The 19,649-nt window shown below is 63.8% G+C and carries 8 protein-coding genes; all 8 read right to left on the reverse strand.

The window, feature by feature from the left end; translation table 11 throughout:
• Positions 1–18: 18 nt before the first annotated feature.
• The 8 genes from treY to M0D68_RS05180 all read right to left on the reverse strand — a co-directional run bounded on the left by treY (position 19) and on the right by M0D68_RS05180 (position 19,596).
• Positions 19–2,883 (reverse strand): malto-oligosyltrehalose synthase, encoded by a 2,865-nt coding sequence (treY, locus tag M0D68_RS05145; RefSeq protein ID WP_266223913.1) that lies wholly within the window; start codon positions 2,881–2,883, stop codon positions 19–21.
• On the reverse strand, positions 2,880–5,081 hold the full coding sequence (malQ, locus tag M0D68_RS05150) for a 4-alpha-glucanotransferase (RefSeq protein ID WP_266223914.1): 2,202 nt from the start codon (positions 5,079–5,081) through the stop codon (positions 2,880–2,882). Before malQ ends, treY begins: the two co-directional genes overlap by 4 nt.
• The gene (gene treZ / locus M0D68_RS05155; protein WP_266223915.1) at positions 5,078–6,997 is read right to left on the reverse strand and encodes a malto-oligosyltrehalose trehalohydrolase; all 1,920 of its coding nucleotides are present in this window, start codon (positions 6,995–6,997) and stop codon (positions 5,078–5,080) included. Before treZ ends, malQ begins: the two co-directional genes overlap by 4 nt.
• Before the next feature lie 29 nt (positions 6,998–7,026).
• Positions 7,027–9,246: a glycogen debranching protein GlgX gene (gene glgX, locus M0D68_RS05160; protein WP_093634959.1), complete on the reverse strand. Its 2,220-nt coding sequence runs from the start codon at positions 9,244–9,246 to the stop codon at positions 7,027–7,029.
• Positions 9,247–9,348: 102 nt separating this feature from the next.
• Positions 9,349–11,559 carry a 1,4-alpha-glucan branching protein GlgB gene (gene glgB / locus M0D68_RS05165; protein WP_266223916.1) on the reverse strand — a complete coding sequence of 737 codons (2,211 nt, stop codon included), beginning with the start codon at positions 11,557–11,559 and terminating at the stop codon, positions 9,349–9,351.
• Entirely contained in the window at positions 11,552–15,010 is a 3,459-nt protein-coding gene (gene treS, locus M0D68_RS05170; protein WP_093634961.1) for a maltose alpha-D-glucosyltransferase, read from the reverse strand. Before treS ends, glgB begins: the two co-directional genes overlap by 8 nt.
• Entirely contained in the window at positions 15,007–18,450 is a 3,444-nt protein-coding gene (locus M0D68_RS05175; RefSeq protein WP_266223917.1) for a maltotransferase domain-containing protein, read from the reverse strand. The genes treS and M0D68_RS05175 overlap by 4 nt, the downstream gene beginning before the upstream one ends.
• Before the next feature lie 483 nt (positions 18,451–18,933).
• Positions 18,934–19,596, reverse strand: coding sequence for a DUF1345 domain-containing protein (locus M0D68_RS05180; RefSeq protein ID WP_200650909.1), 663 nt, complete (start codon positions 19,594–19,596; stop codon positions 18,934–18,936).
• Positions 19,597–19,649: the final 53 nt, after the last annotated feature.

The following is a 19,649-nucleotide window of genomic DNA, read 5'->3' on the forward strand; positions in this document are numbered from 1 at the left end:
CCTTCGACAAAGCGCCGATCAACTGCGTGGCACGCCGTCCTCCGCCAACACCGCAATCGGCATCGCGCTCAACGCATCGCGCAGATAAAGCAAACCGTTTTCGTCGACCTTGGGCGCCGCCGGACTCAGCCAGTCGAACAACGCCCGCGCGGCCAGATCCGCAGGCATTTCGATCGCCGTATCGCCCCACTTGGCCGGATCGACCATCGGCAAATCGCCGCCATCGCCCTCTGCGCCGAGCAACCCGGCAGCAAGCCGGCTTGCCACCACCACAGCCCACGCATTCCCATGCCGCCGTGCAAACGCGATCACATTCGACGCATGCGCACCGCGCACTGCAAGCGGCAGATATGTACCTTGACTTAGCAACTCCGGCAAATGTGCGCGCAACGCCAGCACGCGCTGCACTACCGCGAGCTTTACCCGGCCATCGTGCCAGCTCGCCAGAAATTCCGAAGGCGGTGTTTGCGCGAGCCATGCCTCGCGCCTGGCAAAATCGACGGGCCGGCGGTTGTCGGGGTCGACCAGACTGAAGTCCCACAACTCAGTACCCTGATAAAGATCGGGAATCCCAGGCGACGTGAGCCGCAACACGGTCTGCTGCAAACTATTGAGCGCACCGGCGCGTCCAATCCGCGCCACAAACGCGGACAACTCGTGCAGGAAACCATTGCGCCGCTGCGGCGCCAGGATATCGAACAGGAAATCGCGGCAGCCGGCTTCATAGGCTTCGTCGGGTGCGAGCCAGTTGGTCTGCAGCTTCGCTTCCCGTAGCGCCTTCAATTGCCATTGCGCGACGCGCTCAGCCAGGTCCTTGACGCCAGCGTCATCGTCCGGCTTTAAGTCCGGTGGCCAACTGCCTACCAAGGTCTGGTACAGCATCGCCTCGGCGGCGGGGCCTGGCGCCCAATCGTAGCTTGTATCGTGGCTCACGCTGCTGATCGGCTTACCGTCGAGCGCACGCCGATGCGGCGCGTTCAAGGTCGACCACGCACGCAACGTCGCGCTCCAGTCGTGAGAAATCTCGCTCAACACCGCAAGACGCGCACGCATGTCTTCGCCACGCTTATGGTCGTGCGTGGCTGTGGCGAGCATCGCGTGAGGAAAGCGCTGCGAACGTTCGAGATTCGCCGCATGAAATTGTGCGACCGACAAAGCAAACTCGCCGGGGTCCGAGCCGACTTCGTTGCGCGATAGCAAACGTCCGTAGCGATAGCACGCTGTATCTTCAATCGCCTTTGCGGCGACCGGTGCGGTCAATTGCGAAAACAGCGTCTGGGCGGTGCGCCGCGCGGAACCTGCATGACTTGGCGGGGCACCATTCTGACCTTGCTGTTGCGATGAGACGCGTGCATTCGGCACTTCCTCGGCGCTGCCACCGAGCCACGCGTTCACGCGGTCGAGCACCACGTAGTCCGCGCGCGACAGCGTCTCTCTCGCGCCTGCCAGTGCCTGCTCGAAATACACGTTATCCGCAGCGCTGCGCAGCCCGTTCTGTGGATAGACCCGATACACCGGAAAATGCACGACCAGTTCGGCCAGCACGCGCCGCAGCGCGGTGAAGGTGAAATCGCGCGTGGTCAGCGAATCTCGGGCAATGCGGTGCAGCGCGCGCGCCGCGCGATCCAGTTCCGCTGAGAGGTTCTCCGCGAGAATCTTGCGTCGCGCGGCCAGGGCTTCGTCGGCGAATCGCGGGCTGCGGCCGGTGAGTTCGGCCCACGTCTGCGCGAGCGGTTCGGCGCCGGCCGGATCGTGCAGCAGCGCGCCCACGTCGTTCATGAAATCGTAGCCGGTTGTGCCGTCCACGGGCCAGTCGTCGCGCAGCGGCTCGCCACGGCCGAGAATTTTTTCGACGACCACATACGGCGCAGTGTCGCGCAATTCGGTGAGGCGCTGCCGCAGACGCTGACAGTACTCGCGCGGTTCGGCGAGACCATCCACATGATCGATCCGCAAACCATCCACCACGCCTTCCTGATACAAACGGAAAATCAGCGCGTGCACGGCCTCGAACACTTCGGGCCGCTCCACGCGTACGCCGGCCAGCGTCGAAATGTCGAAGAAACGCCGCCAGTTCACTTCATCCGAAGCAGTACGCCACCACGCAAGGCGGAAGTGCTGCCGTTCGATCAACCGATGCAAACGGTCACGCGTCACCGGGTCCGCGGGCGAATACGATTCCAGCACCAATTCGATCGCCGACCCGCCGTTTTGCGCGACGAACTCGCACAGCATGTCGCGTCCTTCGGCGGCGCGCGGCTGATCGGTGGGCTGCGTCGTCAGGCCATGGAAACGTTCGGCCAGTGCGTTGAGATCGGCACGGTCGGCGCTTTGCAGAATCGCGGCGTAGTCAATTGGGCACACCGGAAACACATGTGGCCCGTAGCCGATATAAAAGCGCCCACTGTCGGCCGCAAAATGCAACGCAATCCGGCCGGCCGCGAGTTCCTCGCCGTACGGCGCACCGAGTGTCGGCGCCAGCACCTTGCCGCGCAAGGCCGGATCGGGCGAATGCCAGTCGACGTCGAAATGACGTGCGTACGCGCTGTGCCGGCCCCATTCGAGGATGTCGAGCCACCACGCGTTGCTCGAGCCGCCGACGCCCATATGGTTCGGCACCACGTCGACGATCAACCCCATGTTGTGCGCGCGCAGTTTATCGGCAAGGCGCTTCAAGCCTGCTTCGCCCCCGCATTCAGCGTTGACCTGGGTGTAGTCGACGGTATCGTAGCCGTGCATCGAACCCGGCTCCGCGGTGGTGACGGGCGACGCGTACACGTGGCTGATGCCGAGCGCGGCGAAGTAGTCGACGTGCTTGGCGGCATCGTCGAAGGTGAAGCCTCGATGGAACTGGAGGCGAAGCGTGGAGCGCGGGACGGTCATGGCGTATCAGGCTCCGAAGAAACGTTGGAAGCAGCAGGAACGGTGGCGCCGCGGCGCGCGCGGTCGACCGCCAGCAGGCGATCGCTGAAGGTGCCGTCCTCGAACAATGCGTCGATGGGCAAGATCACGCGGCGGCGCCAGTTCGGATGCTCGTCGATCGAGCCGGGCAGATTCGGCTGCTCGACCAGTGCGAGCAAATCTTCGAGCGGGAAAGTGACGAGCGGCCCAGGCGTGGCGGCCACGAAGGCGAGCGCTTCATCCACGGGCGCCTTGTTGGGCGGTGGGGCATCCACGTGCGGCGCGGCGACGCCGGCTTGCTGAAACGCGCGCCATAACAGCGCGCGATCGGCGGCGCGTTCTTCCTGTGCCACTTCCTCCGCGTCGCGGCCATCGGCGCGCGCCATCGTCTGACCGATCCGGTTGCGCCACGTGATGTCGCTGCCGCGCCACCAGCCCGCCACGGTCGGCAGATCATGGGTCGTAGTGGTGCCGACAGCGTTGCGGTCCCATGCCTGCGGTGGCTTGAAACCCTTGCCGCCTTCCGCGCCTTCGAACCACAGCACGCGAATGCCGGAGAGACCGTGCTCGTCGAGCCGCTCGCGAAAACCGGGCGGCACGGTGCCGAGATCTTCGCCGATCACGATCGCGCGATGCCGCCACGATTCGAGCGCGATCAGCCGCAGCAGGTCTTCGAGCGGATAGCGCAGATAGGCGCCGTTACGCGCGCTCTCGCCTTCGGGCACGAGCCACAGGCGCCGCAAACCGAGAATGTGGTCGATGCGGATACCGCCCGCATGCGCGAACGCCGCACGCAGCATGTCGATGAATGCGGAGAAGCCCTGCGTGCGCATCGCGCGTGGCGAGAAGGTGGTGAGCCCCCACGCCTGGCCGGCCTGGTTGAACAGATCGGGCGGCGCGCCCACGGAAATGCCTTGCAGCATGTCGTCACGGTACGACCATGCATGGCTGCCGGCACTATCGCAGCCGACTGCGAGGTCGGCGATCAGGCCGACGGCCATCCCGGCGTCGCTCGCTGCATGCTGCGCGTGCGACAAGCCCTTGGCGGCGAGCCATTGCAGAAACAGATGAAAGTCGACTTCATGCCGATGCGTTTCGGCAAAGGCTTCAACTTCCGGACTGCGTGGATCGCGCAACGCCTCGGGCCAGTTGCGCCAGTGGCCATTGCCACCTTCCTGAGCCAACTGCACCGCCTGCAATGCTTCGAAACGCGCGTGGTCTTCGAGCGCACGGCCGGCACGTTCGCAGAAGCCATGAAATTCGAGCGCACGCGGCGTGTCGTGCGCGCGTTCCTGGATGCAGAAGTTCTCGTACAGCGCGCGCAAAACCTTCAGCTTTAACACGACCGCGTTCGGCCAATCGATCAGAGGCAAATCTTCGAGTGCCGGCCATGCTTTGGTGGCCTGCGCGGCCTCGAGCGCGGCGCGCGCGGCGTCGGCGCCGAACACCGCGGCGGGGTCGATATGCGTGACGTTCAGCCACAAACGCGACGACGGCGAATACGGACTGAAGCGATTCGGCTCGGCGCTGAACATCGCGTGAGTCGGACTGACGGCGAGCGCATGCGCGCCACGCTTGGCGCTTGCAATCGCCATTTGCGCGAGGGCCGTATAGTCGCCGATGCCGCCATCGCCCGTGCGGCGCAAGCCGTATAACTGCGCGGCGATACCCCACAACGGCGGCGCTTGCGTCGAGGCGCCGTCGTGCAGCGTGTGCCAGGCATCGGCGACGGTATAGCAGCGTGACGGCGCCACGGCCAACGTCACGCGTTGTTCGTTGATGACCAGCGTGTGATAGCCGGGCTCGTCGATCGGCGCGAGCAACGCTTCTTCGCCTTTGGGCGCCGTGAAGCGGCCGTCGATGATCGAGCCGCTTTCCAGTTCGATCCGGTAGTGACTGCCGGATTTGATCGCCGCGATCGGCAGTGCAATGCCGCGTTCAACCTCCGCGGTCATCAGCGGCGGCAGCTTGCGGCCGGATAGTTCGGCTTCGAGCGCGGCCGCGCTGTGCCGGATCTGCGTGGCGTTGCCGCACGGCAAGCCCATCCGGTCGAGCAGCACGGCGAGCGTGCTCTCGGGTACGTGTTGCGTCGTGTGGTGCGCGTCGCGCCACTCGACTTCAAAGCCGGCGCGCGTGGCAAGGGTCACGATCGTATCGTTTGGACGGCGGGTTGCACTCACGCGTGGCGCTCCTGTTGGCCTGCGATGCGGGCATCGTGGCCGATGGCATAGTCGCTGACGTCGCCGGTCACCCACGCGACGAACGCGAATGACGGCAACACCTTGGCGTCGATCTGCTCGCGCACGCGCGGCGGCGTTTCGAAAATCACTTTGCCGTTAGGCAGATCGGGGAACGCCACGTTTTCCTTCGAGAGATTCAACGCGATCGACAAGGTTTCGCCGTCGGCGAGTTTCCAGCGGGCGATCAGCGCATTGGCGTCGCCACCGTTTGCAGCGGTCAACACAGTCGAGCCGCACGCTTTGGCGTGTTTCAGGCGCGGCGTGATCAGCTTCGCCCGCACGGCGAGCGCGGATTTGTAGAAGTGCATCCACTCGAGACGGTCTTTTGTGTTGTCGTCCGCGGCCGGGCTTTGAACCGGCTCCGGCGGTGACGAGGCCGCAAAGGTCCGCACGTCGTTCGGATCGGGAATCTGCGCGCGACGCTTTTCATCGCTGAACGCCGAAAAGCGTGCGAATTCACGACGCCGCCCTTCGCGCACGGCGTCGGCGAGCTCGCCGGTGTAGTCGGTAAAAAACAGGAACGGCTGGGTCGAGCCGTGTTCCTCATCCATGAACAGCATGGGGATATGCGGCGACAGAAGCAGCAAACCGGTGGCGGCGCGCAAGGCATCGTCCGACGTCAGCTTGCGCAGGCGCTCGCCGAATGCGCGATTGCCGATCTGATCGTGATTCTGCAAGAACATGACGAACGAGGTGGGCGACAGATGCCGGCTCGCTTCACCACGCGGCGCGCCGTCGTGAATCGGAGACGGGTCGCCTTGATATGCGAAACCTTCCGACAACACGCGCGCAAGGCGACGGATCGGCTGATCCTCGTAGGCGTGGTAATAGCCCTCCGTTTCGCCCGTCAGCAGAACGTGCAGCGTGTTGTGCGCGTCGTCGTTCCACTGCGCGTCGAAATGCGTGTCCAGCAGGCTCGCGCTGTTGTGCTCGTTTTCCAGCACCAGATGCACATGCCGGCCGTGCTGCACTTTCGCGCGGATATGGTCGGACAATTCGCGCAGCCACGTGTGATTGTCGATCGCATGCACCGCGTCGAAACGCAGGCCGTCGAGACGATATTCGTTGATCCAGTAGACAGCGTTGTCGATGAAGAAGTCGCTCACTTCACTGCGTTCGAAATCGATCGCGGGACCCCACGGCGTGTGCGTGCCTTCGCGGAAAAACGAGCGGGCGTATTGGTGCAGATAATTGCCGTCCGGTCCGAAGTGGTTATAGACCACGTCGAGAAACACCATCAGGCCGAGGCCGTGCGCGGCGTCGATCAGCGCTTTCAGTTCTTCGGGGCGGCCGTACGCGGAATCGGGCGCATACGGCAGCACGCCGTCGTAGCCCCAATTGTGCTTGCCGGGAAAGTCGTTCAACGGCATCAGTTCGATGGCCGTCACGCCAAGCGCCACAAGCGCGGGTAGGCGTTTCTGTACACCCGCATAGCCGCCCATCGCGCCGACGTGCAACTCGTACAAAACAGTTTCTTCCCACGGACGACCGTGCCAGTTCGTATGTTCCCAGTGGTACGCGCGTGGGTCGATCACTTCGCTTGGGCCGTGCACGTCTTGCGGCTGGAAGCGTGACGCAGGATCAGGCACCGCGTGCTCGCCATCGAGCCGGAAGCGATATAGCGTGCCCGCGCCGCTCTCGACCGTCGTTTCGAACCAGCCGTTGCCGGCAGGCGTCATGTCGTGCGCGCCCTGGGCCGGTCCGTTTTCGATCTCCACCTGGACCGTCTTGCACGAAGGCGCCCAGAAACGGAATCGCGTGCGCGGCTTCGCGCCCGTTGCGCCCAGCAACTGCGCGCTGAACGGCAGGCAATGCGCGTGATGATGCGCGTGAGGATCAATCGGACTTTCGGACATGATTCATCACCATTCGATATTGCTTTCGCCTACGTGGTCGGCGACGTATCGCCGCTCGGCGGATGCGCACCCGGATCAGGCGGCAGCGCGGTCAACAGCCGCGGCCCATGCTGCGCGCCGGCCTTCCAGCCCGCCTGCCAATCCGCTTCGCCGATAGGCTGCGCTGCCAGCATCACGAGGCTATGCGCGGCCACTTCCACCTCCGGCACCGCCAACCGATGCGGCGTGCTTTCCGGCTCAGCTGTATCTAGCAGCACGTGCCATTCCAGGTGTGGCGCGGGCGGTGTGAAACGCCGTGTTTCGTCCGCAGCATTGAGCATCATCAACAATACTTCCGTTTCGTCATTCAAGCCTGGACCCGCGCGCCGCAGTGTGAACGTGCGGCCTTCGGGGTCCTGCCAGGCTTCGATCGTGAGCGGATCGCCGTGTTCATCGAACCAGCCGACATCGAATAGGCCCGGCAACACTTCGCGATCGCCGAACAGAAAGCGCGTTTCGCGCAGCAGGGGGTGCTGTTTGCGCAGCGCAATCACGCGCGCGACGAACGCGGTCATCTGACGGCCGTCGGGCGACTCCGCACGCTCCCAGTCAAGCCATGATAGTTCGTTATCCTGGCAGTACGCATTGTTGTTGCCGTTCTGCGTACGCAGCGACTCGTCGCCTGCCAGCACCATGGGTGTGCCGAGCGCCATCAGCAGCGTGGCGATCAGCGAGCGGGCCACGCGTTTGCGGGTTTCGAGGAGGACGGGATCGTCGGTCGGGCCCTCTACGCCCCAATTGCGACTGCAGTTTTCGTTGTGGCCGTCGTTGTTGTCTTCGCGATTGGCCTCGTTGTGCTTGTGCTCATACGCGGTGGTATCGGCTAGCGTAAAACCGTCATGCGACGTGACAAAGTTGACCGATGCCCACGGTTTCCTGAAGCGCCGGTTGAACAGATCGGCGGAACCAGTGAGACGCGCGGCAAGATCGGGGCGCAAGCCCGCGTCACCGCGCCAGAAGCGGCGCACCGTGTCGCGGAAACGATCGTTCCATTCAGCGAAACCCGGCGGATGGTTGCCGAGTTGATAACCGCCCGGGCCGATGTCCCATGGCTCGGAAATCAGCTTGCGTTGCGACAGGATCGGGTCCTGGCGTAATGCGTCGAAGAAGCCGGAGCCGGGATCAAAACCATGCTGCTCACGGCCAAGCGTCACGCCGAGATCGAAACGGAAGCCGTCGATATTGAACTTCGTCGACCAGTAGCGCAGCGAATCCATCACCATCTGCAGCACGCGCGGATGCGGCAGGTTCAGGGTATTGCCGCAGCCGGTGTCGTTGATATGGTGGCGTTCGTCGCCTGGAATCAGGCGGTAGTAGCTCGCGTTGTCGAGGCCGCGCCATGAGACGGTCGGCCCCATCTCGTTGCCTTCGCAGGTGTGGTTGTAGACCACGTCGAGAATCACTTCAATGCCGGCCGCGTGCAACTGACGCACGGCGATACGCATTTCATCGAGCCGGTGCGAACTCAGATACGACGGCTCCGGTGCAAAAAATGCCGCGGTGTTGTAACCCCAGTAGTTGCGCAGGCCGCGCTCCACCAGAAAGCGATCGTTCAGAAACGCATGCACGGGCAGCAATTCGACGGCGGTCACGCCGAGCTTCAGCAAATGCTCGATGAATTCCGGCGACGCCAGCGCGGCAAACGTGCCACGCTCGTGCTGACGCAAATCGGGGCGCAGCATCGACACGCCGCGCACATGCGCTTCGTAGACGACGGTTTCGCCCCACGGCACATTCGGGCGCTTGTCGTGCGACCAGTCGAAGGCTTCGTCGATCACGACGCACTTCGGCATGGCCGGCGCCGAATCGCGCCGGTCGATGGACAGGTCGGCGCGATTCGAATGCACGCGGTAACCGAACAGCGCGTCGGACCAGCGAAACTGCCCGACCAGTTTGCGCGCATACGGATCGAGCAACAGTTTGTGCGGATTGAAGCGATGTCCGTGCTGCGGCTGATAGGGCCCGTGTGCGCGAAAACCGTACGCGGTGCCGGGGTGCGCATTGGGCAAATAGCCGTGCCAGATTTCGTCGGTGCATTCGGGCAGCGTGAAGCGCCTGATTTCCTTGCGACCGGTGGGATCGAACAGGCAAAGCTCAATTTTCTGCGCATTTGCCGAGAACACTGCAAAGTTGACGCCGAGGCCATCCCAGCTGGCGCCGAGCGGATAGGGCGAGCCGGGCAGAAGCCGGTCGGGCATTGCATGCGACATGATTCCCCTTCCTTGTTCTGTTTTATGAACGCTATCGTGGGACTTCATGCAACGGGCGCGCGGCCTGGCCGCCGCGCGCCCGTCTTACAACTTTTCCATCAATCAATCTGCGCGCAGAACGATCGTCGCCAAAGGTGGCAGCGTCAGCGCAGCGGAATGCGGCCAGCCGTGACTCGAGACGTTGTCGGCGTGGATCAGCCCGCCATTGCCCATGTTCGAGCCGCCATACACGCCGGCATCCGTATTCAGCACTTCCGTCCAGCGGCCGCCGCGCGGCATCCCCATCCGGTATCCGACTCGCGGCACCGGCGTCATGTTGCAGACCACCACCAGTTCGCGGCCTTCACCATCGGTGCGGCGGTAGGCATACACGCTGTTGCCGTTGTCGTCGCCGATTAGCCACTGGAAACCGCCTGGCTCGCTGTCGAGCCGATGCAGCGCCGGCTCCTCGCTGTACAGATGGTTCAGGTCGCGCACGAGCTTCTGCACGCCGTGATGGTTCGAATCGTCGAGCAGATGCCAGTGTGGCGACGTGTCGTGGTTGAATTCGGCCAACTGGCCGAATTCGCCGCCCATGAACAGCAGCTTCTTGCCCGGATGCGTCCACATGAAGCCGAAGTAGGCGCGCAGGTTGGCGAACTTCTGCCATCTGTCGCCGGGCATCTTGCCGAGCAGCGAGCCTTTGCCGTGCACCACCTCGTCGTGCGAAAGCGGCAGCACGAAGCGCTCGGAATACGCGTACACCATCCCGAAGGTCATCATGTGGTGATGGTATTGGCGGTAGACCGGGTCCTCTTCCATGTAGTGCAGCGTGTCGTGCATCCAGCCCATGTTCCACTTGAACTGGAAGCCGAGGCCGCCATCTTCGAGGCGTGCGGTCACGCCCGGCCACGCGGTCGATTCCTCGGCGATCGTGATCGCACCCGGCACGCCCGGCACATAGCCGACTTCATGATTCAGCCGCTTCAGAAACGCGATCGATTCGAGATTTTCGCGCCCGCCGTAGATGTTCGGCACCCACTCGTCGGCGGCGCGCGAATAGTCGCGGTACAGCATCGAGGCGACCGCATCCACGCGCAGGCCGTCCACGTGATAGCGCTTCAGCCATGCGAGGCCCGATGCCACCAGGAACGCGCTCACCTCGTTGCGGCCGAGGTTGTAGATCATCGTGTTCCAGTCCTGGTGATAGCCTTCGCGCGGATCGGCGTGCTCGTAGAGCGGCGTGCCGTCGAAATCGATCAGGCCATGCGCGTCGTTCGGAAAGTGCGCCGGTACCCAGTCGAGAAGCACGCCGAGGCCGGCCGCGTGCGCCTTGTCGACGAACAGGGCGAACTGCTCGGGCTTGCCGAAGCGTGCCGACGGCGCAAACTGTCCGAGCGGCTGATAGCCCCACGAACCGCCGAACGGATGCTCGGCAATCGGCATGAATTCCACGTGCGTGAAGCCCATGCTTTTCACGTACGGAATCAGCCGCTCAGCGAGTTCTTCCCACGTGAGGCCGCGCTGGCCCTCTTCGGCGACGCGCAGCCACGATTCGGCATGCACTTCGTAGATCGAGATCGGTGCGCGTGGGGTTTGTTTGGCGGCGCGCGACTGAATCCAGTCGTGGTCGGTCCATTCAAACTGTTCGATCTCGTCGACATGCGCGACCACCGATGCGGTGCCTGGCGGCAATTCCGTCTGCATCGCGCATGGGTCGGCCTTGAGCGGCAACGGATGGCCGTCGCGGGCGAGCAATTCGTACTTGTAGCGCGTGCCCGGGCCGACGCGCGGCACAAACAATTCCCACACGCCTGCCTGATGACGCAGCCGCATCGGATGACGGCGACCGTCCCATGAGTTGAAGTCGCCGACCACCGAGACGCGCCGCGCATTCGGCGCCCAGACGGCGAAGCGCACGCCCGGCACGCCGTCCACTTCCATCGGGCGTGAGCCGAGGCATTCGAGCACGGCGTACGGATCGCCGCCGGCGAGACGGCCCAACGGCTCGTCGCCGAGAACGGGGCCGAACGAATACGTGTCCTCGATTTCCTGGACGGTGCCATGCCAGTCGATGCGCAGGCGATAGGGCGCGGCAGACGTGATGCGGCCGGCAAACAGCCCCGGCCTGAGTTGCTCGAGTTCGCCGAGCGTTGCGCCGTTGGCGCGTGAAATCACGGTGACGTGCCTCGCGTTCGGCAACAGCGCGCGCACCACCGGACCCGCGTCTGTTTGATGCATGCCGAGCTGCGAGAAAGGATCGGGGTGACGCGCTTCAACGAGCGCGTCGATATCGAGTGGTTGGAGGCCTGCGGCCGGATCATGCTCACTCATAGTCGCCCTCGGCCGGATTAGGCGATGCGGCGGCGTCTGGCGCCTGGGTTGATGGATCGTGCGGATTGCCGGTGTCACCGAGCAGGCGGCTGGTGAGCGAGGCGAGGCCGCGTACCGGCAAACTGAGCCACGTTGGACGGTTAGCCGCTTCGTAACGGATTTCGTAAGCGGCTTTCTCAATCAGGAACAGATCGAGCAACGCCTGTTCGGCTTCGGGCGCCACCAGCGGCGTCGGCGAATCCGCGATGGCGGCGCGGTATTCCTTCAGGAACGTCTCCGTAGCATGCGCGCGGAAACGGTCGAAGAGCGCGCGCTTGCGATCGGCGGTTTGCTGTGGCGCGCTTTCCATCGTGGACTGCGCCGCGGCACTTGCATACGACAGCGAGCGCAACAAGCCGGCCACGTCGCGTAACGGACTCGACTTCTGACGTCGTTCCTCGAGCGTACGCGCAGGTTCGCCTTCGAAGTCGATCAGATACGCGTCGCCCTGCGCGACCAGCACCTGACCCAGATGGAAGTCACCGTGAATGCGGGTACGCAGCGCGCCCGCATCGCCTGACACCAGCTTGCTGACCGCGGCGACCAACGCGGCGCGGCGATCGATCAGGCTTTGCGCCAATGCCTGGGTGTCCGGATCGCTCATCTGCTCGATGCGCGGTGCGAGCAGATCGAGCGCGCTGGCGAGCATGGCTTGCGTGCCGGCGACCCACGCCTTCACCTGTTCTGCGCTGGCGAGTTCCGGTGCGAATGCCGGGTCGTCGGACGGTGACGCAAGCGCCATGTGCAGTTCACCGAGCCGCTTGCCGATGGTGCCGGCCAACGCGCTATAGCCTTCCATGAGGATTGTTTCGTTGTCGCGGTCCGGCGATTGCCCGTCCGTATCGACGGCGATCGCGAGTTCGTCCACCGAGCGGCGCAGGTAGTCCAGCGACCAGTTCCAGGCGTCGCCCTGATTGTCGATATAGCCTTGCAAGATAGCCAGTGTATGCGGCACGCCTTCGGGATCGACGCGCACCACTTCACCATACAGCGGCGCGGTGTTCGCGTAGCCGAGCTGGGTCAAATAGCGGCTGATTTCCGCTTCCGGATGAACGCCGCTCACCAGACGCCGCACCAATTTCAACACCGCGGCATCGGCGATGATCAGCGAGCTGTTGCTTTGCTCGGCCGCCAGCCAGCGGATCTCGGGCCGTTCGCCGAGATCGTCGAGTTCGGAGAAACGCTCGGTTGGAAGGAACTTGATCTCGCTCTTCTGTACGGTTGGCACGACCGCGCGTTCGCGCAGCTTACGCATCACGCCATGAGCGAAGATGGGCAGCGCGAACGCGTCCGTCAGGTGACCGACGTTGCGGCCGCGGCGTACGCGCGCGAGTGCCAGTTGCATGAACAGCGGCGTGGTGGTTTCGCCGCCCCACGTGATTGCGATCGGCACGACGTAGCGTTCGGTATGGTCGCCCACGTCCGCTTCGATTTCGGTGAAGGCGAAGCCGCCGTTCGGGATTGTGGTCAGCGCAGCGAGGCGCACCGCGTGCATCTTCTGATCCTTCGAGGCAAACCAGCGGCGCCGGCTCAGCCAGGACGGCAGCACTTCGGATTCGAGCAGCCGGACGTTTTCCGGCGTCGGTCCGACCTGACCCTCGCGGATCACGATCGTGACGAATTCGGGCAGCGGTTCGGAATGCGCTTGCGCCCATGTCGGACGTTGGCCACCGGAGCAAAGCATGAACCACAGGAAACCGTACGGCGGGAAGGTCAGCAGATAAGTAAGCTGACCGATTGCCGGGAACACGGAATCGGCAGTCATTTCGATCGGCACCGAGCCGTTGAATTCGGACAGATCGAGTTCGACCGCCTGCGGTGCGCGCGACAGGTTGGCCACGCACAATATTGGCGGCTCGCCTGGCAATTCGCGCAGATACGCAAGGATCTTGCGGTTTTCCGGCTTCAGGAAACGGATCGTGCCGCGTCCGAAGGTTTGTTTCGCACGGCGCGTGGCGAGCATCCGCCGGGTCCAGTTCAACAGCGAATGCGGATCGCGGCTTTGTGCTTCGACGTTGACGGCGTCGAAGCCGTACAACGAACCCATCACCGGCGGCAGCACCAGTTGTTCGGGATCGGCGCGCGAGAACCCGCCGTTGCGATCCGACGACCATTGCATCGGCGTGCGCACGCCGTCACGGTCGCCGAGGTGGATGTTGTCGCCCATGCCGAGCTCGTCGCCGTAATAGATCACGGGCGTGCCGGGCATCGACAGCAGCAGCGAATTGATCAGCTCAATGCGGCGGCGGTCGCGCTCCATCAGCGGTGCGAGTCGGCGGCGAATGCCGAGGTTCAGGCGCGCGCGGCGATCGCTCGCGTAGGTGTTCCACAGGTAATCGCGCTCTGAATCCGTGACCATTTCGAGCGTCAGTTCATCGTGATTACGCAGGAAAATCGCCCACTGGTTCGTTTCCGCGAGGTCCGGCGTTTGCCGCATGATGTCGGTGATCGGAAAGCGGTCTTCGCTCGCGATCGACATATAGATGCGCGGCATCAGCGGGAAGTGGAACGCCATGTGGCATTCGTCTTCGTCGCCGAAATATTCCTTCACGTCTTCCGGCCACTGGTTCGCTTCGGCGAGCAGCATCCGGTTTGGATACTCGGCGTCGATCGTCGCGCGGATCTTCTTCAGCACCGCGTGCGTTTCCGGCAGGTTCTCGTTGTTGGTGCCTTCGCGTTCGACCAGGTACGGCACTGCGTCGAGCCGCAGCCCGTCGATGCCCATATCGAGCCAGAAGCGCATCACCTGCAGCACTTCTTTCAGCACGGCCGGATTGTCGAAGTTCAGATCGGGCTGGTGCGAGTAGAAACGGTGCCAATAGTAAGCGCCCGCGACCGGATCATGCGTCCAGTTCGACGGTTCAGAATCGATGAAGATGATCCGCGTTTCCGTGTACTTCTGATCGGTCTCGGACCACACGTAGTAGTTGCGATGATTCGACCCCGGCTTCGCGCGACGGGCGCGCTGAAACCACGGGTGTTGATCAGACGTATGGTTGATCACCAGTTCCGTAATCACGCGGATGCCGCGCGCGTGCGCTTCCTGAATGAAGCGTTTCACGTCCGATAGTTGGCCGTAGTCCGGATGCACATTGCGGTAATCGGCGATGTCGTAGCCGTCGTCGCGCCGCGGCGACGGATAGAACGGCAGCAGCCAGATCGCATTCACGCCGAGTTCGGCGATGTAGTCGAGCTTCGCGATCAGGCCCGGAAAGTCGCCGACGCCATCGTTGTTCGCGTCGAAGAACGACTTGATGTGCACCTGATAAATGATCGCGTCCTTGTACCAGAGCGGATCGTCGCTCAAGGCCGCGGGCTTGCCGCGTCGATGCGAGCGCGCTTTGGCGGCGCTGCCGGTGGCAGCGCTCGTATGGGTCTGCGACGTGCTTTGGGCTGGATCTTCACGCTTCATGTCGCACCTTCCGTAGGGGTTGGGTTGCCAGCGTCGTCTGCGTGATAGTCGCTGTCGGCATCATCGGGGCGTTCAGCGGGCAGGCCGCCGAGCGGCGCGATGCGCCAGATCGAAAACGGTTGGCCTGAACCGAGGCGGACGTGCTGCCAGCGGCCGTGCCATTCGAACCGCGCACCGGTCATTTGATCGGTTACTTCCAATGCGCCATGGTCGTGCAGATTCCAGTGGTTGAAAGTGTCCCACGACAATTCGATATCCGCGCCCTGTTCGTTGAACGGATCGAGATTGATCGCGACCAGGATCACGTTGTCGCGTGCTTCGGTCGCTTTTTCAAAGAACAGGATGTTGTCGTTGTGCGCGGTGAGGAACGTAAAGCCGAGATGCGTTTGCAGCGCCGGGTTCGCGCGGCGAATCCGGTTCAACGCAGTGATCTCGCCGACGATGTTGCCGGGCCGGTTCCAGTCCCACGCGCGCAGTTGATACTTCTCGGAGTCGAGATATTCCTCGCTGTTCGGCAGCGCGGCGGCCTCGCACAATTCGAAACCGCTATACACGCCCCACAAACCGGCGAGCGTGGAGGCCAAAGCCGCCCGAATCAGAAAGCCCGAACGCCCCGACGATTGCAAATGCCGCGGGTTGATGTCCGGCGTATTGACGAAGAAATTCGGCCGGTAGAAATCACGCGCGCCGGTTTGCGTGAGTTCGGTCATGTACTCGATAAAGTCGCGCTTCGACTCGCGCCACGTGAAATACGTGTACGACTGCGAGAAGCCGATCTTGCCGAGGCGGTTCATCATGCGTGGCCGCGTGAAGGCTTCGGCGAGGAAGATCGTGTCGGGATAGCGCGAGCGCACGTCGTCGATCACCCATTCCCAGAACGGCAGCGGCTTGGTATGCGGATTGTCCACACGGAAAATGTGCACACCCGCCTGGATCCAGAACAGGAAGACGTCGCGAAGCGCGAGCCACAAATCGGGCTTGGCGTCGTGCGCATAGAAGTCGGGATTGACGATGTCCTGGTACTTCTTCGGCGGATTTTCGGCGTAACGAAGCGTGCCGTCGGGGCGCCAGGCGAACCACGTTGGATGCTCCTTCAACCATGGGTGATCCGGCGAGCACTGGATCGCAAAGTCGAGCGCGATTTCGAGGCCGTGCGCGTGCGCGGCGGCCAGCATCTTCTTGAAGTCGTCGAGCGTGCCGAGTTCGGGATGCACGGCAGTGTGGCCGCCTTCGGCTCCGCCGATTGCATATGGGCTGCCGACATCGCCTGGCAGTGCGGTCAGCGTATTGTTGCGGCCCTTGCGATTGGCGACGCCGATCGGATGGATCGGCGGGAAGTACAGCACGTCGAAACCCATGTCGCGGATGCGCGGCAGTTTCGTGACGACGTCAGCGAAGGTGCCGTGACGCGATTCGTCGTCGCTCATCGAACGCGGGAAGATTTCGTACCAGCTTGCGAAGCCTGCCGCAGTGCGTTCGGCATCGATCTTGTAGACGATCGGATCGCGGCTCAGGAACGGGCGGTGGCGCGCGGCGGTCATCGCCTTCGCGGTGGTCGGTGCGAGCAGCAGCGCGAGCTTCGTTTCGGCGTCCCCCTTCGTGAAGAGCTTGACGATATGTTCGAGCGGCTCGGTCACCGCGCCTTCCACGGTTTCCACTTCGGCGAGCACGAGGGCGAACAGATGCGTGGCTTCGTCGAGTTCGAGCTCGACGGTTTGGCCCGCCTTCAGCTTCTTCTGAATATGCTCGACCAGCGAGGCAAAGTCATCGCGCCATGCGACCACGGTGAACTCGTGACGACCCATGCGCTCCAGCGGAATGCGCGCTTTCCAGATATCGAGTCCGGCAGGCTGTGCAGGGCTCATCGGTACTTCGTGCCAGGCGGTTTCGTCGGCGGCGCGCCACACGACGGCGGCAGCGATCTTGTCGTGCCCTTCCGCGAAGATCGCGGCGGTGATTTCCGCGCGCTCGCCCACCGTGCGCTTGGCGGGGAAGCGTCCGTTATCGACCGAGGGTGTCACGCTCTCGATCGCCACGCGCGGCGCGCTGATCGCTTCGAGCACGGTCTTGCGGCCGCTGCGCTTGCTGTTCGCCTTGTCGATCGGCGGCGCGAGACGGATCGGTTGATCGGCGGCCGCGCGGAACAGGCGCACTGCGCCGGGTGCGAGCGTGAACGGCGTCAATGCGGAGGACGCGGCATTTCCGGGCGCGTCAAGCGGGACGAAGCGCGTGAAGTTGCCCGGTACACCCGTGAGGAAGCGGGCTGGATCGACTCGCACCGGTGCACCGAGTTCGGGATTGATGGCGATCAGGATCGCTTCGCCGGCGTCGCGCAGATCGGGCGCGTCGGCGCGCAGCAAGACGGCCGCGGGTGCGCCGGGCCCGCTTAGCGGACGCAATTCGCCGTTGGCGTGCAGCGTTTTCGTATTGCGTACCACGTCGTTCACATGGCTGATCTGTTCCGAGAGATCGAATCGCTTCGACCGACAGGCCAGCGCAAACTGCGCGGCGTCGCCGCGTGTCTGCGACATGGGCTCGGTGATGCCGTACTCGAAGCCCATCGGCATCATCCAGCCGGTGCCGGTCGAGGCCGACGCGAACAGCGCGCGCCGGTAGGCCCGCTCGACGATGGCGGAGTCGTGCGCATCGTTGAGATCGGCGGCGAGGCGGGTGCCGTAAGGCGCTTCGGGAAACGCGATGGGGGCGGCGATGCGGGCGAGCGCGGCATGCTCTTCCACCATCCAGCTGGCGCGGAAGTCCCACCAGCGCACCGACGAGAACACGCTGTCGAAGCCCGCGCCTGCGAGGCCGAGCAGATCGCCACGCGCGAGACCCGGTGTCGCGGCGAGGAAGCGCACCTCAGGATGCTTCGCGCGAACCGCGTCGCCGAGCTGCCGCCAAACCGCAGCCGGCACGCGATGCGGCGAATCGAACCGGAAGCCGCTGACACCGGCGTCGGCCAGCGCCAGCAGTTTCTGCGTCCACCAGTCGACTAGCGCAGCGCTGCTGGCGGCGTCGTTGAAGTTGGCATACGCGACATTGTCCTCGTGATGCACATGGCGCGGATCGAGCCGCGCCTCTTCAGACTCGAATGGGTAGAACCAGCCGGCATGTTCGGCGTACAGCGCGCCATCGGCGGCCATCCGGTCGATCACCAGATCGACCAACAAGGCCAGACCGTTCTGACGGGCGGCTTGCGCGAGCGTACGGATCGCCTCTGCGGCGGGCTGCTGAGTCTCAAACACTGGATGCAGTCGGCCGTGGTTGCCGACCACCTGTGCGTGACCCGCGCGGCCCGGTTCGAAAAGGCCGCCGATCAGCGCGTGATCGAAGCCCAGTCCGGCTGCGTGAGCGAACTGCGTGGGCCATGCATCGAGCGGCCCAACGAGAAGTGAATGGAAAAAGTAAATCCGCGGCGCGTACCCGTTTGGGGATTCCATCGGTCGTTTCCAGATTCGTCCTGCTGCGGTGTGGATGCAATTGACATGCGATCACAGCGCTCATTGGGCTTCCAGAGCCGGATACCGCGCGATGCGTGAAGCGAGGGCGCGTACTGGTCAATGTAGTGCAAAGATCGTCACGCCGCTGGCCAGTAGCGGGTGCTTTGACGCCAGACGTCGATAGCACGAGGCTGGCCAGAACTATTCGCAAGACGCAGCAAACGTTGTGCCAGTGCGTTCTGGATTGAAGCGGAAGGGCGGGGAAGCGCGCGCCCTAGGGGACGCGCGACGGTCGGCCAGACGCGGTGGGAGAGCGGCGGCGGGTGGCTCGTGTGTAAAACGGACGGGCGTCGCCCGGGTTTTACACGGGGTGGCACGAGGCGGGCGCTGGGGCTGCCGGTGCCGCCGGGGCCGCAAAAGGCGAAGTGGCAGCCGGCGGGGTAAGCGTCCTGAGGGATAGGACTTTTAAGGAGGCAAGGCCGGTCAGGAGCCGAGTAAGCCCGCTGCGATGTTCACGCACAAGCCGAGCACGGCGACGTTGAAGTAGAACGCCAGGATCGACTGCGCGAGCGCGGCGCGGCGAATCGACCGCGAGCGCAGCACCACGTCCGAGGTTTGCGAGGCCACCGCGATGGTGAACGAGAAGTACAGGAAATCCCAGTAGTTCGGCTGGAGCTTGCGGTCGGGAAACAGCAAGGGGGTCTCCGGTGCATCCGGGTCGTAGTACAGCCGCGCATAGTGCGACGTGAAAATGGTCGGGATCATGAACCAGGCGCCGAACATCGTGAGGCCGGTCAGCAGGTAGTGCCATGCAGTCGAACTGCCGGCCGTGCCCTTCGCCGAGGCCAGTTCGAGCACGATCGCGGCAATGCTGGCGACCGTCGCGACGCAGATCACGACCAGCACTACGCCCGCGTTTTCATCGTCGCGCTGCGCGTATTCGCGGACACGGCCTTCGTCGGCGGCGGCCATGTGTACCCACATGAGCAGGAGGTAGATCCACACCGCGGCATCCCAGCCGGCCAGAACACGCACCATGGGGCGTGTGTGTTCCGGAATCACCAGCGCGGCCACGAGGCCGACGGCGAGGCCGATCAGCATGCGGGGTCGATTGCGAAGCACCTGCGGATAATATTTAAGGAGCATGAGATCAAGGGTGAAGGGCCGTCTGTGCCGCGGATTCTACTCGCGCTTCGGGC

Origin of the sequence: Paraburkholderia sp. SEWSISQ10-3 4, assembly GCF_030464785.1 — a bacterium.
In the GTDB taxonomy this organism is placed as follows: domain Bacteria; phylum Pseudomonadota; class Gammaproteobacteria; order Burkholderiales; family Burkholderiaceae; genus Paraburkholderia; species Paraburkholderia aspalathi.